General features: G+C 68.2%; 18 protein-coding genes. 6 read left to right on the forward strand and 12 right to left on the reverse strand.

Annotated elements, in window-relative coordinates; all coding sequences use genetic code 11:
• Nucleotides 1-65: 65 nt before the first annotated feature.
• The 8 genes from LPB142_RS02550 to LPB142_RS02585 are packed head-to-tail and all read right to left on the reverse strand — an operon-like array spanning nucleotide 66 to nucleotide 8935.
• Nucleotides 66-1448, reverse strand: coding sequence for a glutamine synthetase family protein (locus LPB142_RS02550; protein ID WP_071165424.1), 1383 nt, complete (start codon nucleotides 1446-1448; stop codon nucleotides 66-68).
• 1 nt (nucleotide 1449) lies between these two features.
• Entirely contained in the window at nucleotides 1450-2820 is a 1371-nt protein-coding gene (locus tag LPB142_RS02555; RefSeq protein ID WP_071165425.1) for an aspartate aminotransferase family protein, read from the reverse strand.
• A 49-nt stretch (nucleotides 2821-2869) separates the two neighbouring features.
• Entirely contained in the window at nucleotides 2870-3283 is a 414-nt protein-coding gene (locus tag LPB142_RS02560; RefSeq protein ID WP_068766508.1) for a Na+/H+ antiporter subunit G, read from the reverse strand.
• A gap of 7 nt (nucleotides 3284-3290) precedes the next feature.
• Nucleotides 3291-3560 (reverse strand): K+/H+ antiporter subunit F, encoded by a 270-nt coding sequence (locus tag LPB142_RS02565; protein ID WP_068766191.1) that lies wholly within the window; start codon nucleotides 3558-3560, stop codon nucleotides 3291-3293.
• Nucleotides 3557-4048, reverse strand: a complete 492-nt coding sequence (locus LPB142_RS02570; RefSeq protein WP_068766190.1) for a Na+/H+ antiporter subunit E — start codon at nucleotides 4046-4048, stop codon at nucleotides 3557-3559. The genes LPB142_RS02565 and LPB142_RS02570 overlap by 4 nt, the downstream gene beginning before the upstream one ends.
• A gap of 11 nt (nucleotides 4049-4059) precedes the next feature.
• Nucleotides 4060-5658, reverse strand: coding sequence for a monovalent cation/H+ antiporter subunit D (locus LPB142_RS02575; protein WP_071165426.1), 1599 nt, complete (start codon nucleotides 5656-5658; stop codon nucleotides 4060-4062).
• A gap of 2 nt (nucleotides 5659-5660) precedes the next feature.
• Nucleotides 5661-6008, reverse strand: a complete 348-nt coding sequence (locus LPB142_RS02580; protein ID WP_068766188.1) for a Na+/H+ antiporter subunit C — start codon at nucleotides 6006-6008, stop codon at nucleotides 5661-5663.
• The gene (locus LPB142_RS02585; RefSeq protein ID WP_083392575.1) at nucleotides 6008-8935 is read right to left on the reverse strand and encodes a monovalent cation/H+ antiporter subunit A; all 2928 of its coding nucleotides are present in this window, start codon (nucleotides 8933-8935) and stop codon (nucleotides 6008-6010) included. The genes LPB142_RS02580 and LPB142_RS02585 overlap by 1 nt, the downstream gene beginning before the upstream one ends.
• A gap of 470 nt (nucleotides 8936-9405) precedes the next feature.
• Between LPB142_RS02585 and LPB142_RS02590 the strand changes: the two genes are divergently transcribed.
• Genes LPB142_RS02590 through LPB142_RS02605 form a run of 4 tightly spaced genes read left to right on the forward strand, consistent with a single transcriptional unit; the run spans nucleotide 9406 to nucleotide 14293 of the window.
• Nucleotides 9406-11049: a glucan biosynthesis protein gene (locus LPB142_RS02590; protein ID WP_071165427.1), complete on the forward strand. Its 1644-nt coding sequence runs from the start codon at nucleotides 9406-9408 to the stop codon at nucleotides 11047-11049.
• Nucleotides 11046-11252, forward strand: coding sequence for a hypothetical protein (locus tag LPB142_RS02595; protein WP_068766186.1), 207 nt, complete (start codon nucleotides 11046-11048; stop codon nucleotides 11250-11252). The genes LPB142_RS02590 and LPB142_RS02595 overlap by 4 nt, the downstream gene beginning before the upstream one ends.
• Before the next feature lie 4 nt (nucleotides 11253-11256).
• Nucleotides 11257-13047 (forward strand): glucans biosynthesis glucosyltransferase MdoH, encoded by a 1791-nt coding sequence (gene mdoH, locus LPB142_RS02600; protein WP_068766185.1) that lies wholly within the window; start codon nucleotides 11257-11259, stop codon nucleotides 13045-13047.
• Nucleotides 13040-14293, forward strand: a complete 1254-nt coding sequence (locus LPB142_RS02605; protein WP_071167094.1) for an OpgC family protein — start codon at nucleotides 13040-13042, stop codon at nucleotides 14291-14293. The genes mdoH and LPB142_RS02605 overlap by 8 nt, the downstream gene beginning before the upstream one ends.
• Here the strand turns inward: LPB142_RS02605 and LPB142_RS02610 are convergent, their stop codons facing one another.
• Nucleotides 14294-15178 carry a LysR family transcriptional regulator gene (locus tag LPB142_RS02610; protein WP_068766183.1) on the reverse strand — a complete coding sequence of 295 codons (885 nt, stop codon included), beginning with the start codon at nucleotides 15176-15178 and terminating at the stop codon, nucleotides 14294-14296.
• A 105-nt stretch (nucleotides 15179-15283) separates the two neighbouring features.
• Here LPB142_RS02610 and LPB142_RS02615 point away from each other — a divergent pair, with 105 nt between their 5' ends.
• Nucleotides 15284-15856, forward strand: a complete 573-nt coding sequence (locus LPB142_RS02615) for an FMN-dependent NADH-azoreductase (protein WP_068766182.1) — start codon at nucleotides 15284-15286, stop codon at nucleotides 15854-15856.
• A gap of 128 nt (nucleotides 15857-15984) precedes the next feature.
• Here LPB142_RS02615 and dapA read toward each other — a convergent pair whose 3' ends face one another.
• On the reverse strand, nucleotides 15985-16857 hold the full coding sequence (gene dapA / locus LPB142_RS02620; RefSeq protein WP_071165428.1) for a 4-hydroxy-tetrahydrodipicolinate synthase: 873 nt from the start codon (nucleotides 16855-16857) through the stop codon (nucleotides 15985-15987).
• A gap of 139 nt (nucleotides 16858-16996) precedes the next feature.
• Here dapA and LPB142_RS02625 point away from each other — a divergent pair, with 139 nt between their 5' ends.
• Nucleotides 16997-18934 carry a lytic transglycosylase domain-containing protein gene (locus LPB142_RS02625; protein ID WP_156894294.1) on the forward strand — a complete coding sequence of 646 codons (1938 nt, stop codon included), beginning with the start codon at nucleotides 16997-16999 and terminating at the stop codon, nucleotides 18932-18934.
• Here the strand turns inward: LPB142_RS02625 and LPB142_RS02630 are convergent.
• Nucleotides 18931-19800, reverse strand: coding sequence for a DMT family transporter (locus LPB142_RS02630; RefSeq protein WP_071165430.1), 870 nt, complete (start codon nucleotides 19798-19800; stop codon nucleotides 18931-18933). The two genes, LPB142_RS02625 and LPB142_RS02630, sit on opposite strands and share 4 nt — an antisense overlap.
• Nucleotides 19797-20465: a tRNA (5-methylaminomethyl-2-thiouridine)(34)-methyltransferase MnmD gene (gene mnmD / locus LPB142_RS02635; protein ID WP_068766178.1), complete on the reverse strand. Its 669-nt coding sequence runs from the start codon at nucleotides 20463-20465 to the stop codon at nucleotides 19797-19799. The genes LPB142_RS02630 and mnmD overlap by 4 nt, the downstream gene beginning before the upstream one ends.
• Nucleotides 20466-20489 lie beyond the last annotated feature (24 nt).

Here is a 20489-nt window from a genome sequence, read left to right on the forward strand (position 1 = left end):
CGCAAACGAAAACATCCGCGAGGGGGCGCCCCCCGCGGATGCCTGAAATTTGTGCAGATCGGCCGTCAGACGGTGTGCAGGTAGAGCTCGTAATCCACATCCGCGATCCAGCGCGCGACGCGCTGATATTCGGCGGCCTTGATCGCGGTGAAGGTGCGGTGCATGTCCTCGCCGAGCGCATCCTTGAGGAACGCGGACGCCGTCGCCGCCGCGATCGCCTCGCGCCAATCGCCCGGGATCGGCAGGTCGTCGCCGCCCTCATAGCCGTTGCCGGTGGTCTCCGGGCCCGGGTCGATGCGGTTCTTCAGCCCGTGGCGGATGCCGGCAAGGATCGTCGCGGCGACCAGATAGGGGTTCGCATCGACCCCCGAGGGACGATGCTCGACGCGCCGCGCCTTGATGTCGCCCGCCGGGATCCGCAGCGCCACCGAGCGGTTGTTCACCCCCCAGCTCGGGCTGACCGGGGCGTAGCTCTGATTGGCGAACCGGCGCCAGGAATTCGCATGCGGCGCGAAGACGAGCATCGATTCGCCCATCGTCTCGCGCAGCCCGCCGATCGCGTGGCGGATCGTGTCGGTCCATTCGCCCTCGATGGCCTCGGCGAAGATATTGCGCCCCTCGGCATCGCAAAGCGAGACATGGAAATGCATCCCGGAGCCTGCGTATTTCTCGATCGGCTTGGCCATGAAACAGGCCACCACGCCATGCCGGCGCGCCTGCATCCGCACGATCCGCTTGAGCCGCACGAGATCGTCGGCGGCCTCCATCACATCGGTGCGGTAATGCAGCGTCAGCTCATATTGGCCGGGCGCATATTCCGAAATCACCGTCTCGGCCTTGATCCCCATCGCCTCCGCCGCGCGGTAGATATCGGAGAAGAGCGGCTGCATCCCGTGCAGATGGTCGACCGAATAGACCTCGGTCCAGTCCGAGCGCCGCCCGTCGAGCACCGCCGCCGCCGGGCGCACGCCCTGCGCGCGATCGGGGTCGAGGAGGAAGAATTCGAGCTCGAAAGCGCCCGCCGGGTAAAGCCCCTCGGCCGCCATCGCCTTGACCTGCCGCGCCAAAGCATGACGCGGGTCCGAGGTCATCTCGGCGCCGTCGAGGTGATACATCGACATCAGAAGCTCGCCGCGCGGCGGGGTGGTGCCATGCAGCGGCTTGAGCGAGCCCGGGATCGGCCAGGCGCGCAGATCGCCATCGCCCTGATCCCAGATCAGCCCGGTTTCATGGACATCCTCGCCGACGATATCGAGCCCGAGGATCGAGATCGGCAGGTGGCGGCCGGATTTGTAGAGGCCCAGAAGCTCGTGGCGGCGGATGATCTTGCCGCGGCCGATGCCGTTGGCATCATGCAGCACGATGTCGAAGGCCTCGATCTCGGGATGGGCTTCGAGGAAGAGTTCGGCCTCGCGGACGGAGGAGCCGGAGGGGGAAAGGTCGGTCATGTCAGGTCTCGAATAGCTGCCCCAGAACCTCGGCGAAGGCCGCGACGAGGCGGTCGATCTGTGCGCGCGAGGTGGCGGGGCTGATCAGCATCATATTGTGGAACGGCGCGATCAGAGAACCGCGGTTCAGAAGCCCCTGATGGATCGCGGCCTCGAGGGCGGGTTTATGCGCCGCCTCGGCCTCGATGCCGTTTTTCAGGGGGCCGGGGGCGCAGATGAATTCCACCCGCGCGCCGACGCGCACCACGTGCCAAGGCGCGCCCACCCGCGTCACCGCCTTTGTGAGCCCCGCGCTCAATCGCGCGGCGCCCGCCTCCATCCGGGCGTAGTTCTCCGGCGTCATCACCTCGGCGAGGGTGGCGCGGAGCGCTGCGAATTGCAGCGGGTTGGCGGACAGGGTGGTGCCCATGCCCGAATGGCCGGGCGCGCGGGCGGCATCATAAACGCCAAAGCGCCGCGCGGTTTCGCGCGAGAGGCCCCAGATCGCGGTCGCGACCCCGCCCGCCACGCATTTGCCGGTGACGAAGATATCGGGCTCGAGCCCATGGGTGCGGGTATAGCCCCCCAGCCCCGAGGAGATCGTGTGGGTCTCGTCGATGATCAAAAGCGCGCCAAAGCGCGAGGCGAGGTCGCGCAGCCCGGCATGGAACCCGGGTTCGGGCAGCACCATGCAGGAATTGGTCATCACCGGCTCGGTCAGGATCGCGGCGATATCGCCCCCGGCGAGCGCCGCCTCGACCGAGGCGAGGTCGTTGAACTCGGCGGCGACCGCGAGGCGGGTGAGGTCGGCGACCTGGCCCACGAGGCCGGGGCGCGCCTCGGTCCGGCCCTCACGGCGGCGCACCATCACATCCTCGACCGTGCCATGATAGCAGCCGTTGAAGACGAGCACTTTCGCGCGCCCCGTCACCGCCCGCGCCACGCGGATCGCGTTGCGGTTGGCGTCGGTCGCGGTGGTGGCGATCTGCCAGAGCATCGGCCCGAACCGCTCGGTCAGGAGCCGCCCGGCCGCCAGCGCGTCCTCGGTGGGCAGCATATAGGTCAGCCCGCGGCCCGCCTGCGCGCGGATCGCGCGGGCCACCGGGGCGGGCGAATGGCCGAACATCGAGCCGGTATCGCCCAGACAGAAATCGTCGATCTTGTGGCCGTCGAGGTCTTCGATCCGGGCGCCGCGCGCGCGGGCCACCAGCATCGGGAAGGGCTGCGGCCAGTCGCGCATCCAATGCATCGGAACGCCGTCGAGAAAGGCGCCCGCGCCCTCGGCCAGCGCCGCGCGGGTGCGCGGGCGCGCCGCCGCGTAGGCCGCCGCCTCGCGTGCCGCGAACGCCTCAATCCGCTTGATGGATACGCCGCCGATCAGCGCCTCGCCCATGATCCCCTCCGCTTGGCTGGCGCGAGCCAATCACGGCGCGCGCGTGGCGTCAACGGCGGTCCTCATCGGTGAGCTCGGGCGTCTCGACGAGCTCCTCGGCGGAGGTGTCCGACATCGGCGTGTAGACCGCCCAATCGCCCTCGCCCTCGGGGCGCGGCAGATCCTCGGGGCGGTGGTCGCGCAGCATGTTCGCCTTGGCGATGAAATGCGCGGTGACCGGCGCGGTCAGGAACAAAAACAGCGTCACCATCAGCTCATGGGCCGTGACCTGCCCCTTGAAGGCCGCGAAATAGACCATCGAGGCGATCAGCACCGAGCCGACGCCGAGCGTGGCGGCCTTGGTCGGCGCATGCAGCCGCGTCATCGGATCGGGGAGTTTGACGAGCCCGTAGCTGCCCACGAGGCCGAAGAAGCCGCCGACCACCAGGAGGCCCGAGACGAGGAGTTCCCAGAAGAGTTCCATCATGCCCTCACTCGATGATATCGCCGCGCAGCAGGAATTTCGCGTAAGCCACGGTCGCCACGAAGCCGGTCATCGCGTAGAGGATCGAGGCCTCGAAGAAGATCGCGGTGCCCTCCTGGATCCCGAAGAGCACGATCAGCGCGATCGCGTTGACCGCCATCGTATCGAGCGCGAGGATCCGGTCGGTGACGCCCGGCGCGCGCACCACGCGGTAAAGGTTGAACAAGAGCGCGAGCGCAAAACAGCCGATCGCGAAAGCCAGCGCATAGCCGATCATTCGAAAATCTCCTTCAGCCGGCGCTCGTAGCGCTCCTTGATTTCCTCGCGCACGCCGGCGGGGTCTGGGGCGTGCAGACAATGGACGAGCAGGCTGTGGCCATCGGCCGAAAGCTCGGCCGTCAGCGTGCCCGGCGTCATCGTGATCGTGCCCGCGAGCACCGTGACCGCCTCGGGCTCCTGCACATCGAGCGGCACCGTGACCCAGGCGGGTTGCAGCTTCGACTTCGGCAGGAAGAGCACGATCTTCGCGACGATGAAGTTCGATTTCAGGATGTCCCAAAGCACGATCAGCACATATTCGGCGATCTTGGGCACGTTGCGGATGATCGGCCGGTCGGGCCAATAGGGCGCGGTGATCAGCGGGATCACCACCCCCATGATCAGCCCGAAGACCAGCGAATTGATCGTATAGGCATTGGCCAAAAGCAGCCAGACCACCGTCAGGAGCACGGTCAGATGCGGGTGCGGCAGGATTTTCTTGATCATCGCATCCCCCCTCAATGACCGGCGTCAGGCGCCGCGGCGCCCGGTTCTGCGGCATGGCTCTCGGCGGCTTCATGCCCCGAGGTCGCCGACCAGGCGCGCTCATAGGCGCCGTCCATCACCGCCGAGATATAGGCCTGCGGCGTGTAAAGCTGCGCGGCGGTGGCGTTGAGCCAGGCGCTGGCCGGGCCGGCAAAGAGCGTCAGCGCGACGAGCCCGGCGAGGAGGCCACCCGCTGCGGTGAAGGCAAGCCCCGGCGCCGAGGCGTCGCGCGGCGCGTCGGGCGCCTCACCCTCGACCGCATAGGCCTTCCAGAACACCGTCGAGCCCGCCCGCGCAAACCCCACGATCGCGATCAGCGAGGTCACCAGCACCACAGCCCAGAGCCACCAGACCCCGCGCGTGGCCTCGAGGATCATCAGCTTGCCGAGGAAGCCCGAGAGCGGCGGCATCCCCGCCATCGCGATCGCGCCAGCAAAGAAGAACGCCGCGATCAGCCCGTTGGCCCGGATCGGCGCCGAGGGCGAGATCGAGAGGCCAAGCGCGCCGCGCCGCTCGCGCACGAGATCGGTGATCAGGAAGAGCGCGGCCGCGGCGAGCGTCGAATGGACCATGTAGTAAAGCCCCGCGCCGGTCGCGAGCTCGGTGAATTGCGCAAACGCCAGCATCATCGTGCCGACCGAGCCGATCACCGCATAGGCCACCGTCCGCCCCAGATCGCGCGCGCCCAGCACGCCCACCATGCCGATCACGAGGCTCACCGCCGCCGCGGGCAACAGCACCTCCTGCGCCAGCGCGCCGATCGTGCCGCCCATCGGGAAGACGAGCGTGTAGAAGCGGATGATCGCGTAGACGCCGACCTTGGTCATGATCGCGAAGAGTGCCGCGACGGGGCCCGGCGCGTTGGTATAGGTCGCGGGCAGCCAGAACTGGAACGGCACCAGCGCCGCCTTGACCGCGAAGACGATCATCAAAAGCGCCGCGCCGACGCGCAAGAGCCCAGTCTCCGAGGCGGGCATCACCGCGACCTTCTGCGCCAGATCGGCCATCGAGAGCGAGCCGGTCACCGAATAGATCGTGCCGAGCGCGATCAGGAAGAGCGTCGAGCCGGCGAGGTTGTAGACGACATATTGCACCCCCGCCTTGAGCCGCCGCTCGCCGCCCGCATGGATCATGAGGCCATAGGAGGCGATCAGCAAAACCTCAAAGAAAACAAAGAGGTTGAAGGCGTCGCCGGTGAGGAAGGCGCCGTTGATCCCCATCATCTGGAACTGCATCAGCGAGTGGAAATGCCAGCCGCGCTTGTCCCAGCCCGAGCCGATCGCATAGAGCACGACCGCCAGCCCGAGCGCCGCCGTCAGCACCAGCATCAGCGCCGAGAGCCGGTCGAGCACCAGCACGATCCCGAAGGGCGCCTCCCAGTTGCCCAGCCGATAGACCTGCGGCGGGTTGAGGCTCGCCGAGGCCGCCAGCCCGAGCGCGAGCGCGAGCAAAACCACCATCCCGGCCACCGAGAACACCCGCTGCGTGCGCAGATCGAAGCGCATCCACAGCACGATCAGGGGCGCCAGAAAGGCCGGCAGAACCACCGGCGCGACGATCAGATCGGCCATCGTCATTTCGTTTTCTCCTCCGGCCCGAGGTCGATACTGTCATCGCCCGCCTCGATGAAGGCGCCGAGCGAGAGCATCACGACGACCGCCGTCATCCCGAAGGAAATCACGATCGCGGTGAGCACGAGCGCCTGCGGCACCGGGTCGGTATAGCCCGGGGTCGCCGCGCCCGCATGTTCGAGGATCGGCGGCATGTTGACCGCGAGCCGGCCGGTCGCGAACAGGAAGACGTTGACCGCATAGGACAGAAGCGACATCCCCAGAACCACCGGGAAGGTGCGCAGCCGCAAGATCAGGTAGATCCCCGCTGCCGTCATCAGGCCGATCGCGCTTGCGACAAGAGCTTCCATCAGCGTTTCTCCTCTCGCGCGGCAAGCCAGCGCCGGGGCAGGGGGGTGCCGTCGGGGTAGGCCACCGAGGCCGCCGCCGCGACCTCGCGCGCCTCGGGCTTTTCGGCCACGATATGGGCGCCGCGTTCTTCATCCATGGCCGCCGCGCGCCGCGCCAGCCGGCTCAGCCCGCCAAGCGCCAGCATCACCGAGCCGACCACACCGAGGAACACGCCAAGGTCGAACCCCGCCGCGGTGGCCAGCTCGAATTTCTCGAGCCCGGGCAGTTTGACATAGCCGAAATCGGAGGTCAGGAACGGCATCCCGTTGAACCACGCCCCCGCGCCGGTCACCCCGGCGGCGAGCACCCCCATCGCGATCAGCGCGTGGTAATAGACCTTCTGGCGCGCCTGGGTCCAGGCAAAGCCCGAGGCCATGTATTGCATCACCAGCGCGATCGAGACGACGAGCCCGGCGATGAAGCCCCCGCCCGGCAGGTTGTGCCCGCGCAGGAAGATGAACACCCCCACAAGCAGCGCGATCGGCATCATCACCCGCGTCGCCACCAAGAGGATCAGCGGGTGCTTGTCGCCGCCGCGCACCATGTCGGGGCGCCAGGCGATCAGCTTGCGCGAGGCGGTGCCGTTCAGGAGCGCCTCGGTCAGCGCGAAGATCGAGAGCGCCGCAATGCCGAGCACTGTGACCTCGCCATATGTATCATAGCCGCGGAAATCGACCAGAATCACGTTGACGACGTTATCGCCGCCGCCGAGCTCATAGGATTTCGCGAGGTGATAGGCGGCCATCGTCGGGAAGGCGAAATCGCGCATCAGGAGCGCATAGATCAGCCCGCCGACCGCGAGCCCGGCGGCGATCGCCACCGTCGCGTCGAAGCCGATCTTGAGTTTCGAGGATTCGACCTTGGTGGTCTTCGGCAGGAAGTTGAGCGCGAGCAGCATCAGCACGGCGGTGACCACCTCGACCGAGATCTGCGTCAGCGCAAGATCGGGCGCGGAGAGATAGAGGAAGCTGATCGAGACGATCAGCCCGACGATCGAGATCAGCACGAGCGCGAGGAAGCGGTTGTGGTGGAAGGCGATCACGCAGCCCGTGGCCACCACCGCCATCAGCCAGCCCACCACCGCGACCGGCGTCACCGGCAGCATCTCGCGCAGCACGGGGCCCTGCGTGCCGCCCATCCAGGCCCAGACCCCGGCGCCGAGCGCGCCGAGCGTGAAGAGCATCAGATAGCGCGCCATCGCGCCGTTATGGAGCCCCGCGGTGAGCGCGGTGGCCGCCCGCGCGGCCACGCCCACGATCGCGTCGAAGATCGCCTTCGCCTCGGGGCGCGGGGTCGCTTCCCACAGCCGCTTGAGCGGCGCAAAGCCCGCAAGGATCGCGAGGCCGCCGATCACCGCCACCAGCGACATCGCCAGCGCCGGGGTGAAGCCGTGCCAATGTTTGATCGGGTGCATGTGCAGATCGCCGCCGACGACCGCATTGGCCGCCATCTCGACGATCCAGCCCGCGAAGGTCATCGGCATCAGCCCGATCAGCACCACCAGCACGACGAGAAACGCCGGGCTTGCCCACATGCCGAAGCTCGGATCATGGGGTTTGAGGGGGTAATCGTCGCGCACCGGGCCGAAGAAGCCGTGCTGGATGAAGCGGAAGGAATAGGCCGCCGAGAACACCGCCGCGAGCGCCGCCACCGCCGGCACGAGCCACGGCACCCCCGCCCAGACGGTATGCGCGGCCTCCTCGAGCATCATCTCCTTCGAGAGGAACCCGTTGAAGAGCGGGATCCCCGCCATCGAGAGCGCGGCGAGCGTCGCGATCGTCGCGGTGATCGGCATCAGATGGCGCAGACCGCCCAGCCGCGAGAGATCGCGGGTATGGGTCTCGTGATCGACGATCCCGGCCGACATGAACAGCGCGGCCTTGAAGGTCGCGTGGTTGACGATGTGGAACACCGCCGCCACCGCCGCGGCCTTGGTGCCAAGGCCCAGAAGGAAGGTGATCAGGCCGAGATGCGAGACGGTCGAGAAAGCGAGCAGCGCCTTCAGGTCATCCTTGAAGATCGCGATCTTCGCGCCGATCAGCATGGTGACGAGGCCCACCGTCGCCACGATATAGAACCATTCGGGCGTCCCCGCGAGCACCGGCCAGAGCCGCGCCATCAGGAACAGCCCCGCCTTCACCATCGTGGCCGAATGCAGATAGGCCGACACCGGCGTCGGCGCGGCCATCGCGTGCGGCAGCCAGAAATGGAACGGGAACTGCGCCGATTTGGTGAAGGCGCCGCCGAGGATCAGAAGCAGCGCGGGCAGGTAGAGCTCCGAGGACTGGATCGCCTCGCGGTGCTGCAAGATCTCGGAGATGTTGTAGCTGCCCGCGATATGGCCGAGGATCAGCATCCCCGCGATCATCGACAGCCCGCCGAGCCCGGTCACGGTGAGCGCCATCCGCGCGCCCTGACGGCCCTCGGGCAGGTGCTTCCAAAAGCCGATCAGCAGGAAGGAGCTGAGCGAGGTGAGCTCCCAGAAAATCAGCAAAAGCAAGATGTTATCGGACAGGACGATGCCCACCATCGCGCCCTGGAAGAGCAGCAGATAGGTGTAGAACTGCCCCGCCGGATCGGTCTTCACCAGATAGTAACGCGCATAGAGGATGATCAGCAGGCCAATCCCGAGGATCAGCGTGGCAAACAGCATGCCCAGACCGTCGATCATGAAATGCGCGTTGAGCCCGATCGCGGGGAGCCAGTCGATCTGGCTTTTCACGACCCCGCCCGCGAGCACCTCGGGCAGGTGCAACAGCAGCCCGAGAAGCGCAAGCCCGGTGGTCAGCCCGGCGGCGAAGGCGGTGTTGGTGCGGCCGGTGCGGATCAGCAGGCCGGGGAGCAGCGCCCCGAGGAAGGGCAAGGCGGCAATCAGGGCAGGCGACATATTCGCGTCCGTTCTTTCGGGTCCGTTCTGTGGCGGGCCTTGAAGCGCGCCCCGGGGGCTACGCCGATATGGCGGTGAGTTTACTTTAAGTGAGGATCACAGCCGCGCCTGTCAAGGCAAACTGGCCGCGAAAACGGCCCGGCGGGCGAATCTCGCGGCCCGAGGCCCCCCGAACCGCCGCCCGCGCCGCGACTCACCCCCGCGCGGGGGGGCGGAACGGCCGATTTTCCCCTCACGCGACGCAAGGCGGTGCGACATAAAATACCTTTGCGGCCGCAGAATGAGCAAGAACCCGCCGGGGGGCCGTATCCCGGCGGCAACATTACGCGGAATGCCGCGCTATAACGTTCAGTTGACGGGTCTGTAACACAATGCTCTCTTGCAAGTTTTTCGGCGCTATGCCTAAGGAATTGGCAAGAAGGCTGCCTTTTGGCGGCCTTAAGAACTATCTGAGATCGCTTGGAAAATAAATGTCTGCCGCCCGATCCACCACCGACCTTCCGCTGACCCGTCGCCGCCTGCTCGCAGGGCTTGGTGCGGGGGCTTTCCTGGCCTCGACGACCGCCCTGCCGCGCATCGCGCGCGCTCAGGAAACGGCCGCCCCCGCGCCGGCCGAAACGCCCGCCGAACCCGCCGCCGCGCCGCAGCAGCCGTTCAGCTTCGATGGCCTCTCCGAGGAGATGCGCCAGCTCGCCACCCAGCCGGCCTTGCCCGTCGAGGTGCCGCAGAGCTTCGTGGCGAACCTGACCTATGATGATTACCGCCTGATCCGCTTCAACCCGGAGCGCGCGCGGTTCAACGACATCGAGGGCTCGGAGTTCCAGCTCCACGCCTTCCACATGGGCTGGCTCTTCCGCGAGCCGGTGCTGCTTTACGAGGTCGCCGGCGGCCAGGCGCGGCTGATGGGCTTCGACACCGACGATTTCATCTATGAGCGCGAGGCGCGCCAGCATGTCCCCGAACATGCGGTCCTGCCGGGCGTGGCGGGGTTCCGGCTCCATACGCCGCTCAACCGCCCCGATGTCTTCGACGAGCTGGTCGCCTTCCAGGGCGCCTCCTATTTCCGCGCGCTCGGCCGCAACTCGGCCTACGGGCTCTCGGCGCGGGGGCTTGCGCTCAACACCGGCATGTCGGTCGCCGAGGAATTCCCGCGCTTCACCCGTTTCTATGTGGAGCGCCCCGAGCCCGGCGCCGATACGATCATCGTCCATGCCGCGATGGAGAGCGCCTCGCTCACCGGCGCCTATCGCTTCGTGATCCACCCGGGCGAGGAAACCGCGATGGACGTCACCGCGCGGCTCTATTTCCGCGCCGATGTCGAGCAGCTCGGCGTTGCGCCGCTGACCTCGATGTTCCTCTTCGCCGAGCGCAACCGCCACGCCTTCGACGATTTCCGCCCGAATGTGCATGACAGCGACGGGCTCGGCATCACCCGGGCGGACGGCGATCTGCTCTGGCGCCCGCTCGCGAACCCGCCGCGCCTCGCCTCGAGCTATTTCTCCGAGACCGCGCCGAAGAGCTTCGGCCTCTATCAGCGCGACCGCGAGTTCGATCACTATCAGGACGCCGCCGCCTTCTACGAGCGCCGCCCGTCCTGCATCGTCGAGCCGCAGGGCGATTGGGGCCGCGGCGCGATCCGGCTGGTCGAGATCCCCTCCGATCTCGAGGTCAACGACAATATCGTCGCCTTCTGGGTGCCCGAGGCCCCCGCCAAGGCCGGCGATACGCGCGAATTCGCCTATCGGCTGCGCTGGGGCGATCTGCCCTATGACGAGAGCGACGACCGCGCCTATGTGCTCGAGACCCGCGCCGGCATCGGCGGCGTCTCCGGCGTCGAGAACACCGAGGGCACGCGCAAATTCGTCATTGATTTCAAGGGCGGACTGCTTGGCAACCTGCCGGGCGACGTGGGCGACGATCTCAAGATCGTCACCAATGTCGTCAATGGCGAGATCAAGACCCAGACGCTCTCGCATATCTGGGGCACGGATATCTGGCGGCTGGTACTCGATGTCGCAGCCCCCAAGGATGCAACCGTGGAACTGAATGCCCATATTGCGGGTTACGGACGCAAGCTGACTGAAACCTGGCTCTATCAATGGATCAAGGCATGACCGCATCTCAAACTCTTCGCGCGGCCGCTGTCGCCGAGCCGCGGTCGCTGACCCCGGCGGAGCTCGTCGCGGGGCCCTGCGCCTTGCCGCAGGCGCCGCTCGCCATGCCGCCGCAGGTGATCGAAGCCGGGACGGGCCTGTGGCGCCGCCTCGTCTCGGCCCTGCTGCCGCACCGCCCGGCTGCCCCGACCGCCGGCCTCTGACACGATGTCCGCGGGCCCCAAGGCGCGCGCCGGGCTGATCGCCCTGCGCGGCATCGCGATCGCGCTCAGCCTCGTCGCAGGTCTGGGCGCGTTTTGGCTTTTCCTGCAGTTTGGCGATGCCGACGGGCTCGATGCGCTCGATATCCTGCGCGCGCTCCTGATCCTGATCTCGACGCTCTGGCTCGCCTGGGGGGCGATCCAGGCGCTGATCGGGCTGACCTCGTTTGCCCGCCCGCCCGCCTATGACCCCGCCGCCCCGATCCGCGGCCGCACCGCGGTCTTGATGCCGGTCTATAACGAGGACCCGCTCGCCACCTTCTCGCGCGTGGCCGCGATGGACGCCTCGCTCGCCGCGATCGGCGACCCGGCCGAGATCCATTTCGCGATCCTCTCCGATACCCGCAACGACACCATCGCGCGCCGCGAGCTCCAGCTCTTCGCGCACCTCGTCGAGGACCGCAACGGCATGGGGCGGTTCTTCTACCGCCGCCGCGAGATGAACACCGGCAAGAAGGCCGGCAATATCGAGGATTTCATCACCCGCTCGGGCGGCGCCTATGATTACGCCGTGATCCTCGATGCCGACAGCCTGATGGAGGGGGAGACGATCCTCCAGATGATCCGCCGGATGGAGGCCGAGCCGCGGCTCGGGCTGTTGCAGACCCTGCCCAAGGTGATCCGCGCCCGCTCGCGCTTTGGTCGCGCGATGCAATTCTCCGCCTCGTTCTTCTCGCCGATCTTCGCGCGCGGCCTCGCCATGATGCAGGGCGAGACCGGCCCGTTCTGGGGCCATAACGCCATCGTGCGGGTGCGCGCCTTCGCCGAGAGCTGTGGCCTGCCGCCCTTGCGCGGGCGCCCGCCCTTTGGTGGCCATGTGATGAGCCACGATTACGTCGAGGCGGCGCTTCTGGCGCGCGCGCGCTGGATCGTGCGGCTCGATGATGATCTGGGCGGCTCCTTCGAGGAAGGCCCCGAGAATATCGTCGACCATGCCAAGCGCGACCGGCGCTGGTGCCAGGGCAACTTGCAACATTCGCGCATCATCGGCGCGCCGGGGCTGCGGGCCTGGTCGCGGTTCGTCTTCGCGCAGGGGATCATGGCCTATATCGCGCCGCTGTTCTGGCTCGGCTTCATCCTCGCCTCGATCGCCGCGCCGCTGCTGGCGCCGCCGCCCGATTACTTCCCCGAGCCCTACTGGCCCTTCCCCTATTTCCCGCCCTCGGCCGCCTCCAAGGCGATCGGCCTCGCGATCGGCATCTTCGGTCTGCTGCTCCTGCCCAAGATCCTGATCGCGGCGCGGGCGTCCTGGACGGGGCGCGCGAAGGGCTTCGGCGGGGCGGGGCTTGCCTTCCTCTCGACGCTGGGGGAGCTCGCCTTTTCCTCGCTCACCGCGCCGGTGCTCCTGATGTATGCGACCCGCTCGGTGTTTCAGGTGCTGCTCGGCCGGGATGGCGGCTGGCCCACCAACAACCGCGGCGACGGCACGCTGAGCCTCTCGGAATCCTTCGCCGCCGCGCATTGGATCGTGACCATCGGCCTGCTCGGGCTGATCGCGACCTATCTCTTCGCGCCGGGGCTGTTGCTGTGGCTCCTGCCTGTCGGCCTGCCGATGATCTTCGCGCCGGTGCTGCTGTCGTGGTCCTCGCGCCCCTCGACGGGCCGGCTGATGGGAGTGCCGACGGAATATTCCCCTGCGCCCGTCATGCTGCTCCATGACAAGATCTTCGCTGATTGGACCGCCGCGCTCGAGCATGGTGCCCCCGACGCCGCCGCCCCCGAGAAAGCCCATGCCTGACAAGACCCCCCTGCCGAGCGGCGCGCGCGATCCGCGCCTCGATTTCTTCCGGGGCCTGAGCCTCGTGATGATCTATCTCAACCACGTGCCCGGCACGCTCTACGAGCTGATCACCTCGCGCAATTTCGGCCATTCCGACGCCGCCGAGGGCTTCGTCTTCATGTCGGGCTGCGCCGCCGCGCTCGCCTATGGGCCGAAGCTCGCCGGCGGGCTCAATGTGCCCTCGGTGCGCAAGATCTGGGGGCGGTCCTGGCTGCTCTATCTCGTCCACCTGATGACCGCCGCCTGGGCGATCGCGATCATCTCGGCCGCGGTGAAATGGTTTGACGGGGCGGCGCTTCTCGACCGCAACGCGCTGATGCCGCTCCGCGATGACCCCTTCGCCTTCCTGATCGGGATCGCGACGCTCGGCCATCAGATCGGCTATGTGAACATCTTGCCGATGTATGCGGTGTTGCTGCTTGGCGCGCCCTTCCTGATCCGCCTCGGCCAGCGCAGCCCGATGGGGCTTCTCGCCTTCACCATCGCGATGTGGTGCGTGACCGGGCTCTTCCGGCTCGATCTGCCGAATTATCCGTTCGAGGGCGGCTGGTTCTTCAACCCGCTCGCCTGGCAGCTGATCTTCTCGATCGGCATCCTGACGGGCCTCGCGCTGCGCGGCGGCACCCGCTTCGTGCCGGTGAAACCCTGGCTCGTCTGGCCGGCGGCGGCCTGGCTCCTGCTCTGCGCGATCTGGGTGAAATCCGAGTATCTGATGGGCGCGCTCGGCCATGTCGTCTGGCATCTGCGCAACTGGGGCGTGCCGTTCTTCCTCGTCGATTTCGACAAGACCTATGTCTCGGGGCCGCGGCTGCTGCATATCCTGTCGCTGGCCTATATCCTGAGCCTGCCCGGCATCGTGCCGCGGATCGCCGCCTCGCGGGCGATGGCGCCGGTGCGCAAGCTCGGCCGCCACAGCCTGCCGGTCTTCGCCACCGGCACGATCCTCGCGATCTTCTCGCAGGCGGTGAAAGAGGTGCATCCGGGCGGTTTTGCGCAAGATAGCGTGCTGATCCTCGGCGGGCTCGCGATCCAATATGCGCTGGCCTCGGTGCGCGACTGGCTGCGCGAGGTCGACAAGCGCGCGGCTGCGCCCGGTTCGGGCCCCGGCGCCGCGATCGGCGCGCCGCCCCCGGCGCCCAACCCGCGCGCGCTGAGCGACATGCCGATCCCGGAATCGCGCTGGGCGGCGCGCAACGCGCCCTGATCAGAGCATCTCGCAGCGCGCGGCCCGTGCCTTGAGCGCCTTCAGCGCGGCCTGAACCTTGGGCGTGCGGTGCAAATCGACATGGCTCACCAGCCACAGCGGCGATTCCCACTCCGGCCGCGGCCCCATCACCTCGATGAGCCGCGGATCGGCCCGCCCCTCGAGCGCGGGCACAAAGCCCAGCCCGATGCCGTTGCGCACCGCCGCCTGCTGGCCCTCGGGGTCATTGGCGCGGAACACCACCTGCGCGGGCGGCACATTGTCGGCCATCCAGCGGAAGAACGGCGCGCGGCTGTCGCGCTGCTCTGGGCCGATGAAGCGATGGCCGGCGAGATTGGCCGGATCGGGCTGGCCGTGGCGCTCGATATACTCCGCCGAGGCATAGAGCGCCGCCTGATGCGCGCCGAGCGGCTGCACCACGTTGTCGGGCTCGGTCGGCCGCCCGCCGGCGCGGATCGCGACATGCGCCTCGCCATATTCGAGCCGGAACACCCGCAGATCGGTCAGATAATGCAGCTTGAGCCCGGGGTGATCTTGCATCAGCTCCGAAAGCGCGGGCAGAACGAAACCCGAAAGCGTCGGCAGCGAGGTGATGATCAGCTCGCCCGAGACCTCCTCGCCCGCCCCCGCGATCCGCGCCGCGAGCTGGGCGAACTGATCCTCGGTGGCCTGCCCGACGGCGAGGAGCTGCTGGCCCGCCTCGGTCGGCGTATAGCCGCGCGGGTGGCGCTGAAAGAGCTTGGTGCCGAGCCGCTCCTCGAGCGCATCGACATGGCGGATCACCGTGGCATGGTGCACGCCAAGCACCTCCGCCGCGCCCGAAACCGTGCCCACGCGCGCCACCTGATAGGCGGTGCGAATCTCATCCCAGTTGTCAAAACCCATTTGTGCACCTGCGAACATCCCGTGCGCGATCATGCCAATTGCGTTCATGACCGCAAGAGTGAATCCTTGCCGCAATTGCAAACATCCTCCCCCTGGAGCCCTCCCATGACGAAGATTCTCAAGATCGACAGTTCGATCAAAGGCCCGGCCTCGGTCACCCGCAAACTCACCGACGAGATCGTCGCGAAACTCGGCGGCACCGTCACCGAGCGCGACACCACCTCGATCCCGCTGATCGACGGCACCTGGATCGGCGCGGCCTATACCCCCAAGGACGCCCGCACCGCCGAGCAAAACGCCACGCTCGCGCTCTCGGATGAACTGATCGCCGAGATCAAGGCCGCCGAGGTGATCGTCATCGGCGCGCCGATCTACAACTTCGGCGTGACCGGCCCGCTCAAGGCCTGGATCGACCAGATCTGCCGCGTGGGCGAGACCTTCCAATATACCGAAGCCGGCCCGCAAGGCCTCGTCGGCGCCAAACGCGTGATCGTGGCCTATGCCTCGGGCGGCGTGCCGCTCGGCTCGGCCTATGACCTCGCCACCGCCTATATCAAGCAGGTTCTCGGCTTCATCGGCATCACCGATGTGAGCTTCGTGGCCGCCGAGGGCGTCGCCGTGGACGAGGCGGCCGCCGTGGCCCGCGCCGAGGCGCAGATCGCCGCGCTGGCCGCCTGAGCCCTCCCCCGCGGGGCCCCGGTCATTCTCCCGTGTTCAGCCGATCGGGGGCCCGCAAATGAGAAGGCCGGAGCGCGAGCTCCGGCCTTTTACTTTGCAGACCTTTGATTTTGTGGAGGCTGCGGGGCTCAGATCAGCCCGGCAAATTCCATCGCCGCGTCGATCTTCGCCTTGGTCGCGTCGGAAAGCTCGGTCAGCGGCAGCCGCACCTCGGCCGCGCACATGCCGAGCTTCGAGAGCGCATATTTCGCCCCGGCCACCCCCGGCTCGAGGAAGATCGCGATATGGAGCGGCATCAGCTTGTCCTGATACTCCAGCGCCTTGGCGTAATCGCCCGCGAGCGTCGCTTCCTGCATCTGCGCGCAGAGCTTCGGCGCGACGTTCGCAGTGACCGAGATGCAGCCCACCCCGCCCATCGCGTTGAAGCCGACCGCGGTCGCATCCTCGCCCGAGAGTTGGATGAAGTCCGTGCCGCAGGTCATGCGCTGTTTCGCCACGCGCGCGAGATCGCCGGTCGCGTCCTTCACGCCGATGATGCGCGGCAGTTTCGCGAGTTCGCCCATCGTCTCGGGGCTCATGTCGACGACCGAGCGGCCCGGGATGTTGTAGATGATGATCGGCAGGTCGCAGGCATCATGCATCGCGGTGAAATGCGCGATCATGCCGCCCTGGGTCGGCTTGTTGTAATAGGGCGTCACGACGAGCGCGGCATCGGCGCCGGCGTCCTGGGCGTGGCGGATCAGCTCGATCCCCTCGGCGGTGGCGTTCGAGCCCGCGCCCGCGATCACCTTGAGCCGCCCCGCGGCGGCTTTCACCACCTCTTCGATCACGCGATTGTGCTCGTCATGGCTCAGCGTCGGGCTCTCGCCGGTGGTGCCGACCGGCACGAGCCCATGGCTGCCCTCGGCGATATGCCATTCGACAAGTTTCTTGAGCGTGTCGAGATCCAGCTCGCCGTTCTTGAACGGCGTGATGAGTGCGGGGAAGGACCCTTTGAACATGACACGCTCCTGAGTGTGCGGGCGGATTCGCCCGGTTGAAATCGCGCGGACCATAGGCGAGGCGCGCGCGCTTGCCAACTTGTGAATTGCGCCCGCGCGCGGGTCGGGGCAGGCTTTGGCAAAACAAAGAGCAGAGCCCATGATCCGACCCCTGACCCTTGCGGCCGCGCTGGCCGCGACCCTTGCTTTCGCGCCGCCCTCGGGCGCAGAAGAGGCGCGCGGCCTTGCCGATGCGATGGTGGCGGTGAGCGCGCGCGATTGGGCCAAGGCCGAGGCGGGCGCGCGGATGACCGGGCCCTTGAGCTTCGATATCGTCACCTGGCACCGGCTGCGCGCGGGCGAGGGGGCCTTCGCCGATTACGCCGATTTCGTCGCGCGCCGGGGCGATTGGCCGGGGATGGAGCTCTTGCGCAAGAAGGGCGAGGCGCAGCTTGCCGGCGCGCGCCCCGATGAGGTGATCGCCTATTTCGCCGGCGCCGCGCCGCAGACCGGGGCGGGGGCGCTCGCGCTGATCGGGGCCTATCAGGCCGCGGGCCGGGGGGCCGATGCCGCGCGCGCCGCCGAGGCCGCCTGGCGGGGCCTCGCGCTCGAGGAGGCCGAGCAGGCCGAGTTTCTCGCCCGCCACGGCGATCTCGTCGCGCCCCATCATGGCGGGCGGATGCAGGCGATGCTCGACCGCGGCGAGCTGACCCAGGCGCGGCGGATGTTGCCTCTGGTGACCGCGGGCACCCGCGCGGTGGCGGCGGCGCGGATCGCGCTTCAGGCGCGCGCGAGCGGGGTCGATACGCTGATCAAGGCGGTGCCCGAGCATATGGCGGGCTCGGCGGGGCTCGCGTTTGATCGCGCGCTCTGGCGCTGGCGCAATGATCTCGAGGCCGATGCCGCGGCGCTGATCCTCGAGCGTTCGACCGATGCCGAGACCTTGGGCGACCCCGCGCTTTGGGTCGATCTGCGCGCCAATCTCGCGCGCTGGTTCCTGCGCGCGGGCGATGCGCATCTCGCCTACAAGATCGCCGCGCGCCACCGGCTCACCGATCGCGGCTCGGATTATGCCGAGCTCGAATGGCTGGCGGGCTATGCCGCGCTCAAGCTCGGCGATGCGCCGGTCGCGCTCAAACATTTCGAGGCGTTTTCGGGCGCCGTCGCGAGCCCGATCAGCGTGTCGCGCGGGGCCTATTGGCGCGGCCGCGCGCTCGAGGTTCTGGGCCGTCCGGGCGAGGCGCAGGCCGCCTTCCGCGAGGGCGCGCGCCACCAGACGGCGTTTTATGGCCTGCTCGCGGCCGAGCGCGCGGGCGTGGCCCTCGACCCGGCCTTCGCGGCGCCCCCCGCTCTGCCCGAGTGGCGCGGCGCGCCCTTCACGCAAAGCTCGGTCTTCGAGGCGGCGGCGCTTTTGCATGACGCGGGGCAGGAGGAGCTCGCGCGGCGTTTCCTTCTGCATCTCGAGGAGAGCCAGCCCGCCGATCAGATCGGCCCGATGGCGGCGCTGGCGCTGGGCTGGCGCGATGCGCATCTGGCGCTGGGGCTCGCCAAGCGCGGCGCCAGCGCGGGGCAGGTGCTCGTGCCCGCCTATTACCCGATCCCGGATCTGACCACCCATGATCTCGGCGTGCCCGAGGAGCTCGCGCTCTCGATCGCGCGGCGCGAGAGCGAGTTCGACCCGGCGGTGATCAGCCATGTCGGCGCGCGCGGTCTGATGCAGCTGATGCCGGGCACCGCGAAGATGATGGCCGAGAAGCTCGGCCAGCCCTATGACCTTGCCCGCCTGACCACCGACCCGACCTATAACGCGCGGCTCGGCGGGGCGTATCTGGCGCAGTTGCGCGAGGAATTCGGCGCCTCGCCGATCTTGGTCGCGGCGGGGTATAACGCCGGGCCCGGGCGCCCGCGCCGCTGGATCGAGGAGCGGGGCGACCCGCGCAGCCCGACGGTCGATCTCGTCGATTGGGTCGAGATGATCCCCTTCACCGAGACGCGCAATTACGTCATGCGGGTGGCCGAGAGCCTGCCGGTCTATCGCGCGCGGCTGGGCAAACCGGCGGTGCGCTTCACCGAGGAGCTGCGCGGGATCGCGCCTTAAGCGCCCGCGCGGCGCGCCCGCCAGAGCGTGAAGAGCCCCGCGCCGACCACGATCGCGGCGCCGAGCGCCACATTCGGGCGCAGCACATCGCCAAAGACGCTCATCCCGATACCCGCGCCCCAGACGAGTTGCAGATAGGCGAAGGGTTGCAGCGCCGAGGCCTCGGCCACCTCATAGGCGCGGATCAAAAGCCCATGCGCCACCACCGCGGTGACGCAGAGAAGCGCCATCCAGCCCCAATCGCCCGCGCTCATCGGCTGCCAGAACCAGAGGCCGACCGCGGTGGCAAAGGCCGCGCCGAGCACGCCCGTCCAGAAGAACGACACCTCGCCCGAATCGCGGCGCGAGACGTAGCGCGTGGCGAGGCTGTAGACGGCGAACATGCTGGCCGCCGCCAGCGGGATCAGCGCCGCGGGGGTGAACATGCCGCCGCCCGGTTCGAGCACGACGAGGATGCCCAGAAACCCCGCCCCGATCGCCGCCCAGCGCCGCCAGCCGACCTTCTCGCCCAGGATCGGCCCGGAGAGCGCCGCGATCAGGAGCGGATAGGAGATGAAGACCGCATGGGTGTCGATCAGCCCGAGCCGGATGAAGGCCGCGATCATCACATAGATCTCGACGACGAGCAGCACCGCGCGCAGCGCCTGCCAGCCCGGATGCGCCACCCGCGCCATCGCCCGCAGGCCCCCCGGCCGCCGCGCCGCCACCGCGATCACGAAGGCCGCGAAGAACCAGTAGCGCACCATCACCACCATATAGGTGTTGTAGGCGCCGGCGAGATGGCGCGAGATCCCGTCCTGCATCGCGAAGATGAAGGTTGCGGCGATCATCATGACGATCCCCGCGCGGGTGTTTTGCGCGGTCATGCGCGCGCCCCCCGGCTCATGTGGCGCTTGCCCGCGTAACCCGGCGCGCGGCTGACCGCGAACCCCGCCGCCGCGAGGCCGCGCCGCACGAAGCCTGCCGCGGTATAGGTCGCGAAACTGCCGCCCGGCGCGGTATGGCGGCCGACCTCGGCCATCAGATCCTCGCCCCAGAGCTCGGGGTTTTTCGCGGGCGAGAAGCCGTCGAGAAACCACGCATCCGCCGCGCCGGACCAGGCGGGCAGGGTCTCGCGCGCGTCGCCGAGGATCACCTCCGCCTCGACCGCGCCGAGCGTGAAGCGCGTCTCGCCCCGCGCCCAGGCCGCGAGGAACGGCCCCGCGGCGGCCTCGGCCTCCGGGAAGGCGGTGAGCGCGCGGGCGATCTCGGCGGCCGACATCGGGAAGGCCTCGAAGGAGGTGAAGCGCACCGGCACCGGCCCGGCGGCGAGCGAGAGCGCGATCAGGTTGAGCCCGGTGCCAAAGCCGAGCTCGGCCACCTGAAACCCGGGGCAAAGCCGCGCGGGCAGGTCATTGCCGGCCAGAAACACATGGCGGGTCTCGGCGAGCCCTCCCGCGAGCGAGAAATAGGGGTCGTCGAAGCGGGTCGAAACCGGGAGGCTGCCATCGCGCCAATCAAGCGCGGCTTGGCTCTGGTCAGGGAGGGACATCGGGGGTAGGCCTGAGGAGGAAAA

It is taken from the genome of Rhodobacter xanthinilyticus (assembly GCF_001856665.1).
Classification (GTDB): Bacteria; Pseudomonadota; Alphaproteobacteria; order Rhodobacterales; family Rhodobacteraceae; genus Rhodobacter; species Rhodobacter xanthinilyticus.

Coding starts and splice junctions, on each gene's coding strand:
- LPB142_RS02550 (WP_071165424.1), bottom strand. CDS start 1,448: ATGACCGACCTTTCCCCCTCCGGCTCCTCCGTCCGCGAGGCCGAACTC.
- LPB142_RS02555 (WP_071165425.1), bottom strand. CDS start 2,820: ATGGGCGAGGCGCTGATCGGCGGCGTATCCATCAAGCGGATTGAGGCG.
- LPB142_RS02560 (WP_068766508.1), bottom strand. CDS start 3,283: ATGGAACTCTTCTGGGAACTCCTCGTCTCGGGCCTCCTGGTGGTCGGC.
- LPB142_RS02565 (WP_068766191.1), bottom strand. CDS start 3,560: ATGATCGGCTATGCGCTGGCTTTCGCGATCGGCTGTTTTGCGCTCGCG.
- LPB142_RS02570 (WP_068766190.1), bottom strand. CDS start 4,048: ATGATCAAGAAAATCCTGCCGCACCCGCATCTGACCGTGCTCCTGACG.
- LPB142_RS02575 (WP_071165426.1), bottom strand. CDS start 5,658: ATGGCCGATCTGATCGTCGCGCCGGTGGTTCTGCCGGCCTTTCTGGCG.
- LPB142_RS02580 (WP_068766188.1), bottom strand. CDS start 6,008: ATGGAAGCTCTTGTCGCAAGCGCGATCGGCCTGATGACGGCAGCGGGG.
- LPB142_RS02585 (WP_083392575.1), bottom strand. CDS start 8,935: ATGTCGCCTGCCCTGATTGCCGCCTTGCCCTTCCTCGGGGCGCTGCTC.
- LPB142_RS02590 (WP_071165427.1), top strand. CDS start 9,406: ATGTCTGCCGCCCGATCCACCACCGACCTTCCGCTGACCCGTCGCCGC.
- LPB142_RS02595 (WP_068766186.1), top strand. CDS start 11,046: ATGACCGCATCTCAAACTCTTCGCGCGGCCGCTGTCGCCGAGCCGCGG.
- mdoH (WP_068766185.1), top strand. CDS start 11,257: ATGTCCGCGGGCCCCAAGGCGCGCGCCGGGCTGATCGCCCTGCGCGGC.
- LPB142_RS02605 (WP_071167094.1), top strand. CDS start 13,040: ATGCCTGACAAGACCCCCCTGCCGAGCGGCGCGCGCGATCCGCGCCTC.
- LPB142_RS02610 (WP_068766183.1), bottom strand. CDS start 15,178: ATGGGTTTTGACAACTGGGATGAGATTCGCACCGCCTATCAGGTGGCG.
- LPB142_RS02615 (WP_068766182.1), top strand. CDS start 15,284: ATGACGAAGATTCTCAAGATCGACAGTTCGATCAAAGGCCCGGCCTCG.
- dapA (WP_071165428.1), bottom strand. CDS start 16,857: ATGTTCAAAGGGTCCTTCCCCGCACTCATCACGCCGTTCAAGAACGGC.
- LPB142_RS02625 (WP_156894294.1), top strand. CDS start 16,997: ATGATCCGACCCCTGACCCTTGCGGCCGCGCTGGCCGCGACCCTTGCT.
- LPB142_RS02630 (WP_071165430.1), bottom strand. CDS start 19,800: ATGACCGCGCAAAACACCCGCGCGGGGATCGTCATGATGATCGCCGCA.
- mnmD (WP_068766178.1), bottom strand. CDS start 20,465: ATGTCCCTCCCTGACCAGAGCCAAGCCGCGCTTGATTGGCGCGATGGC.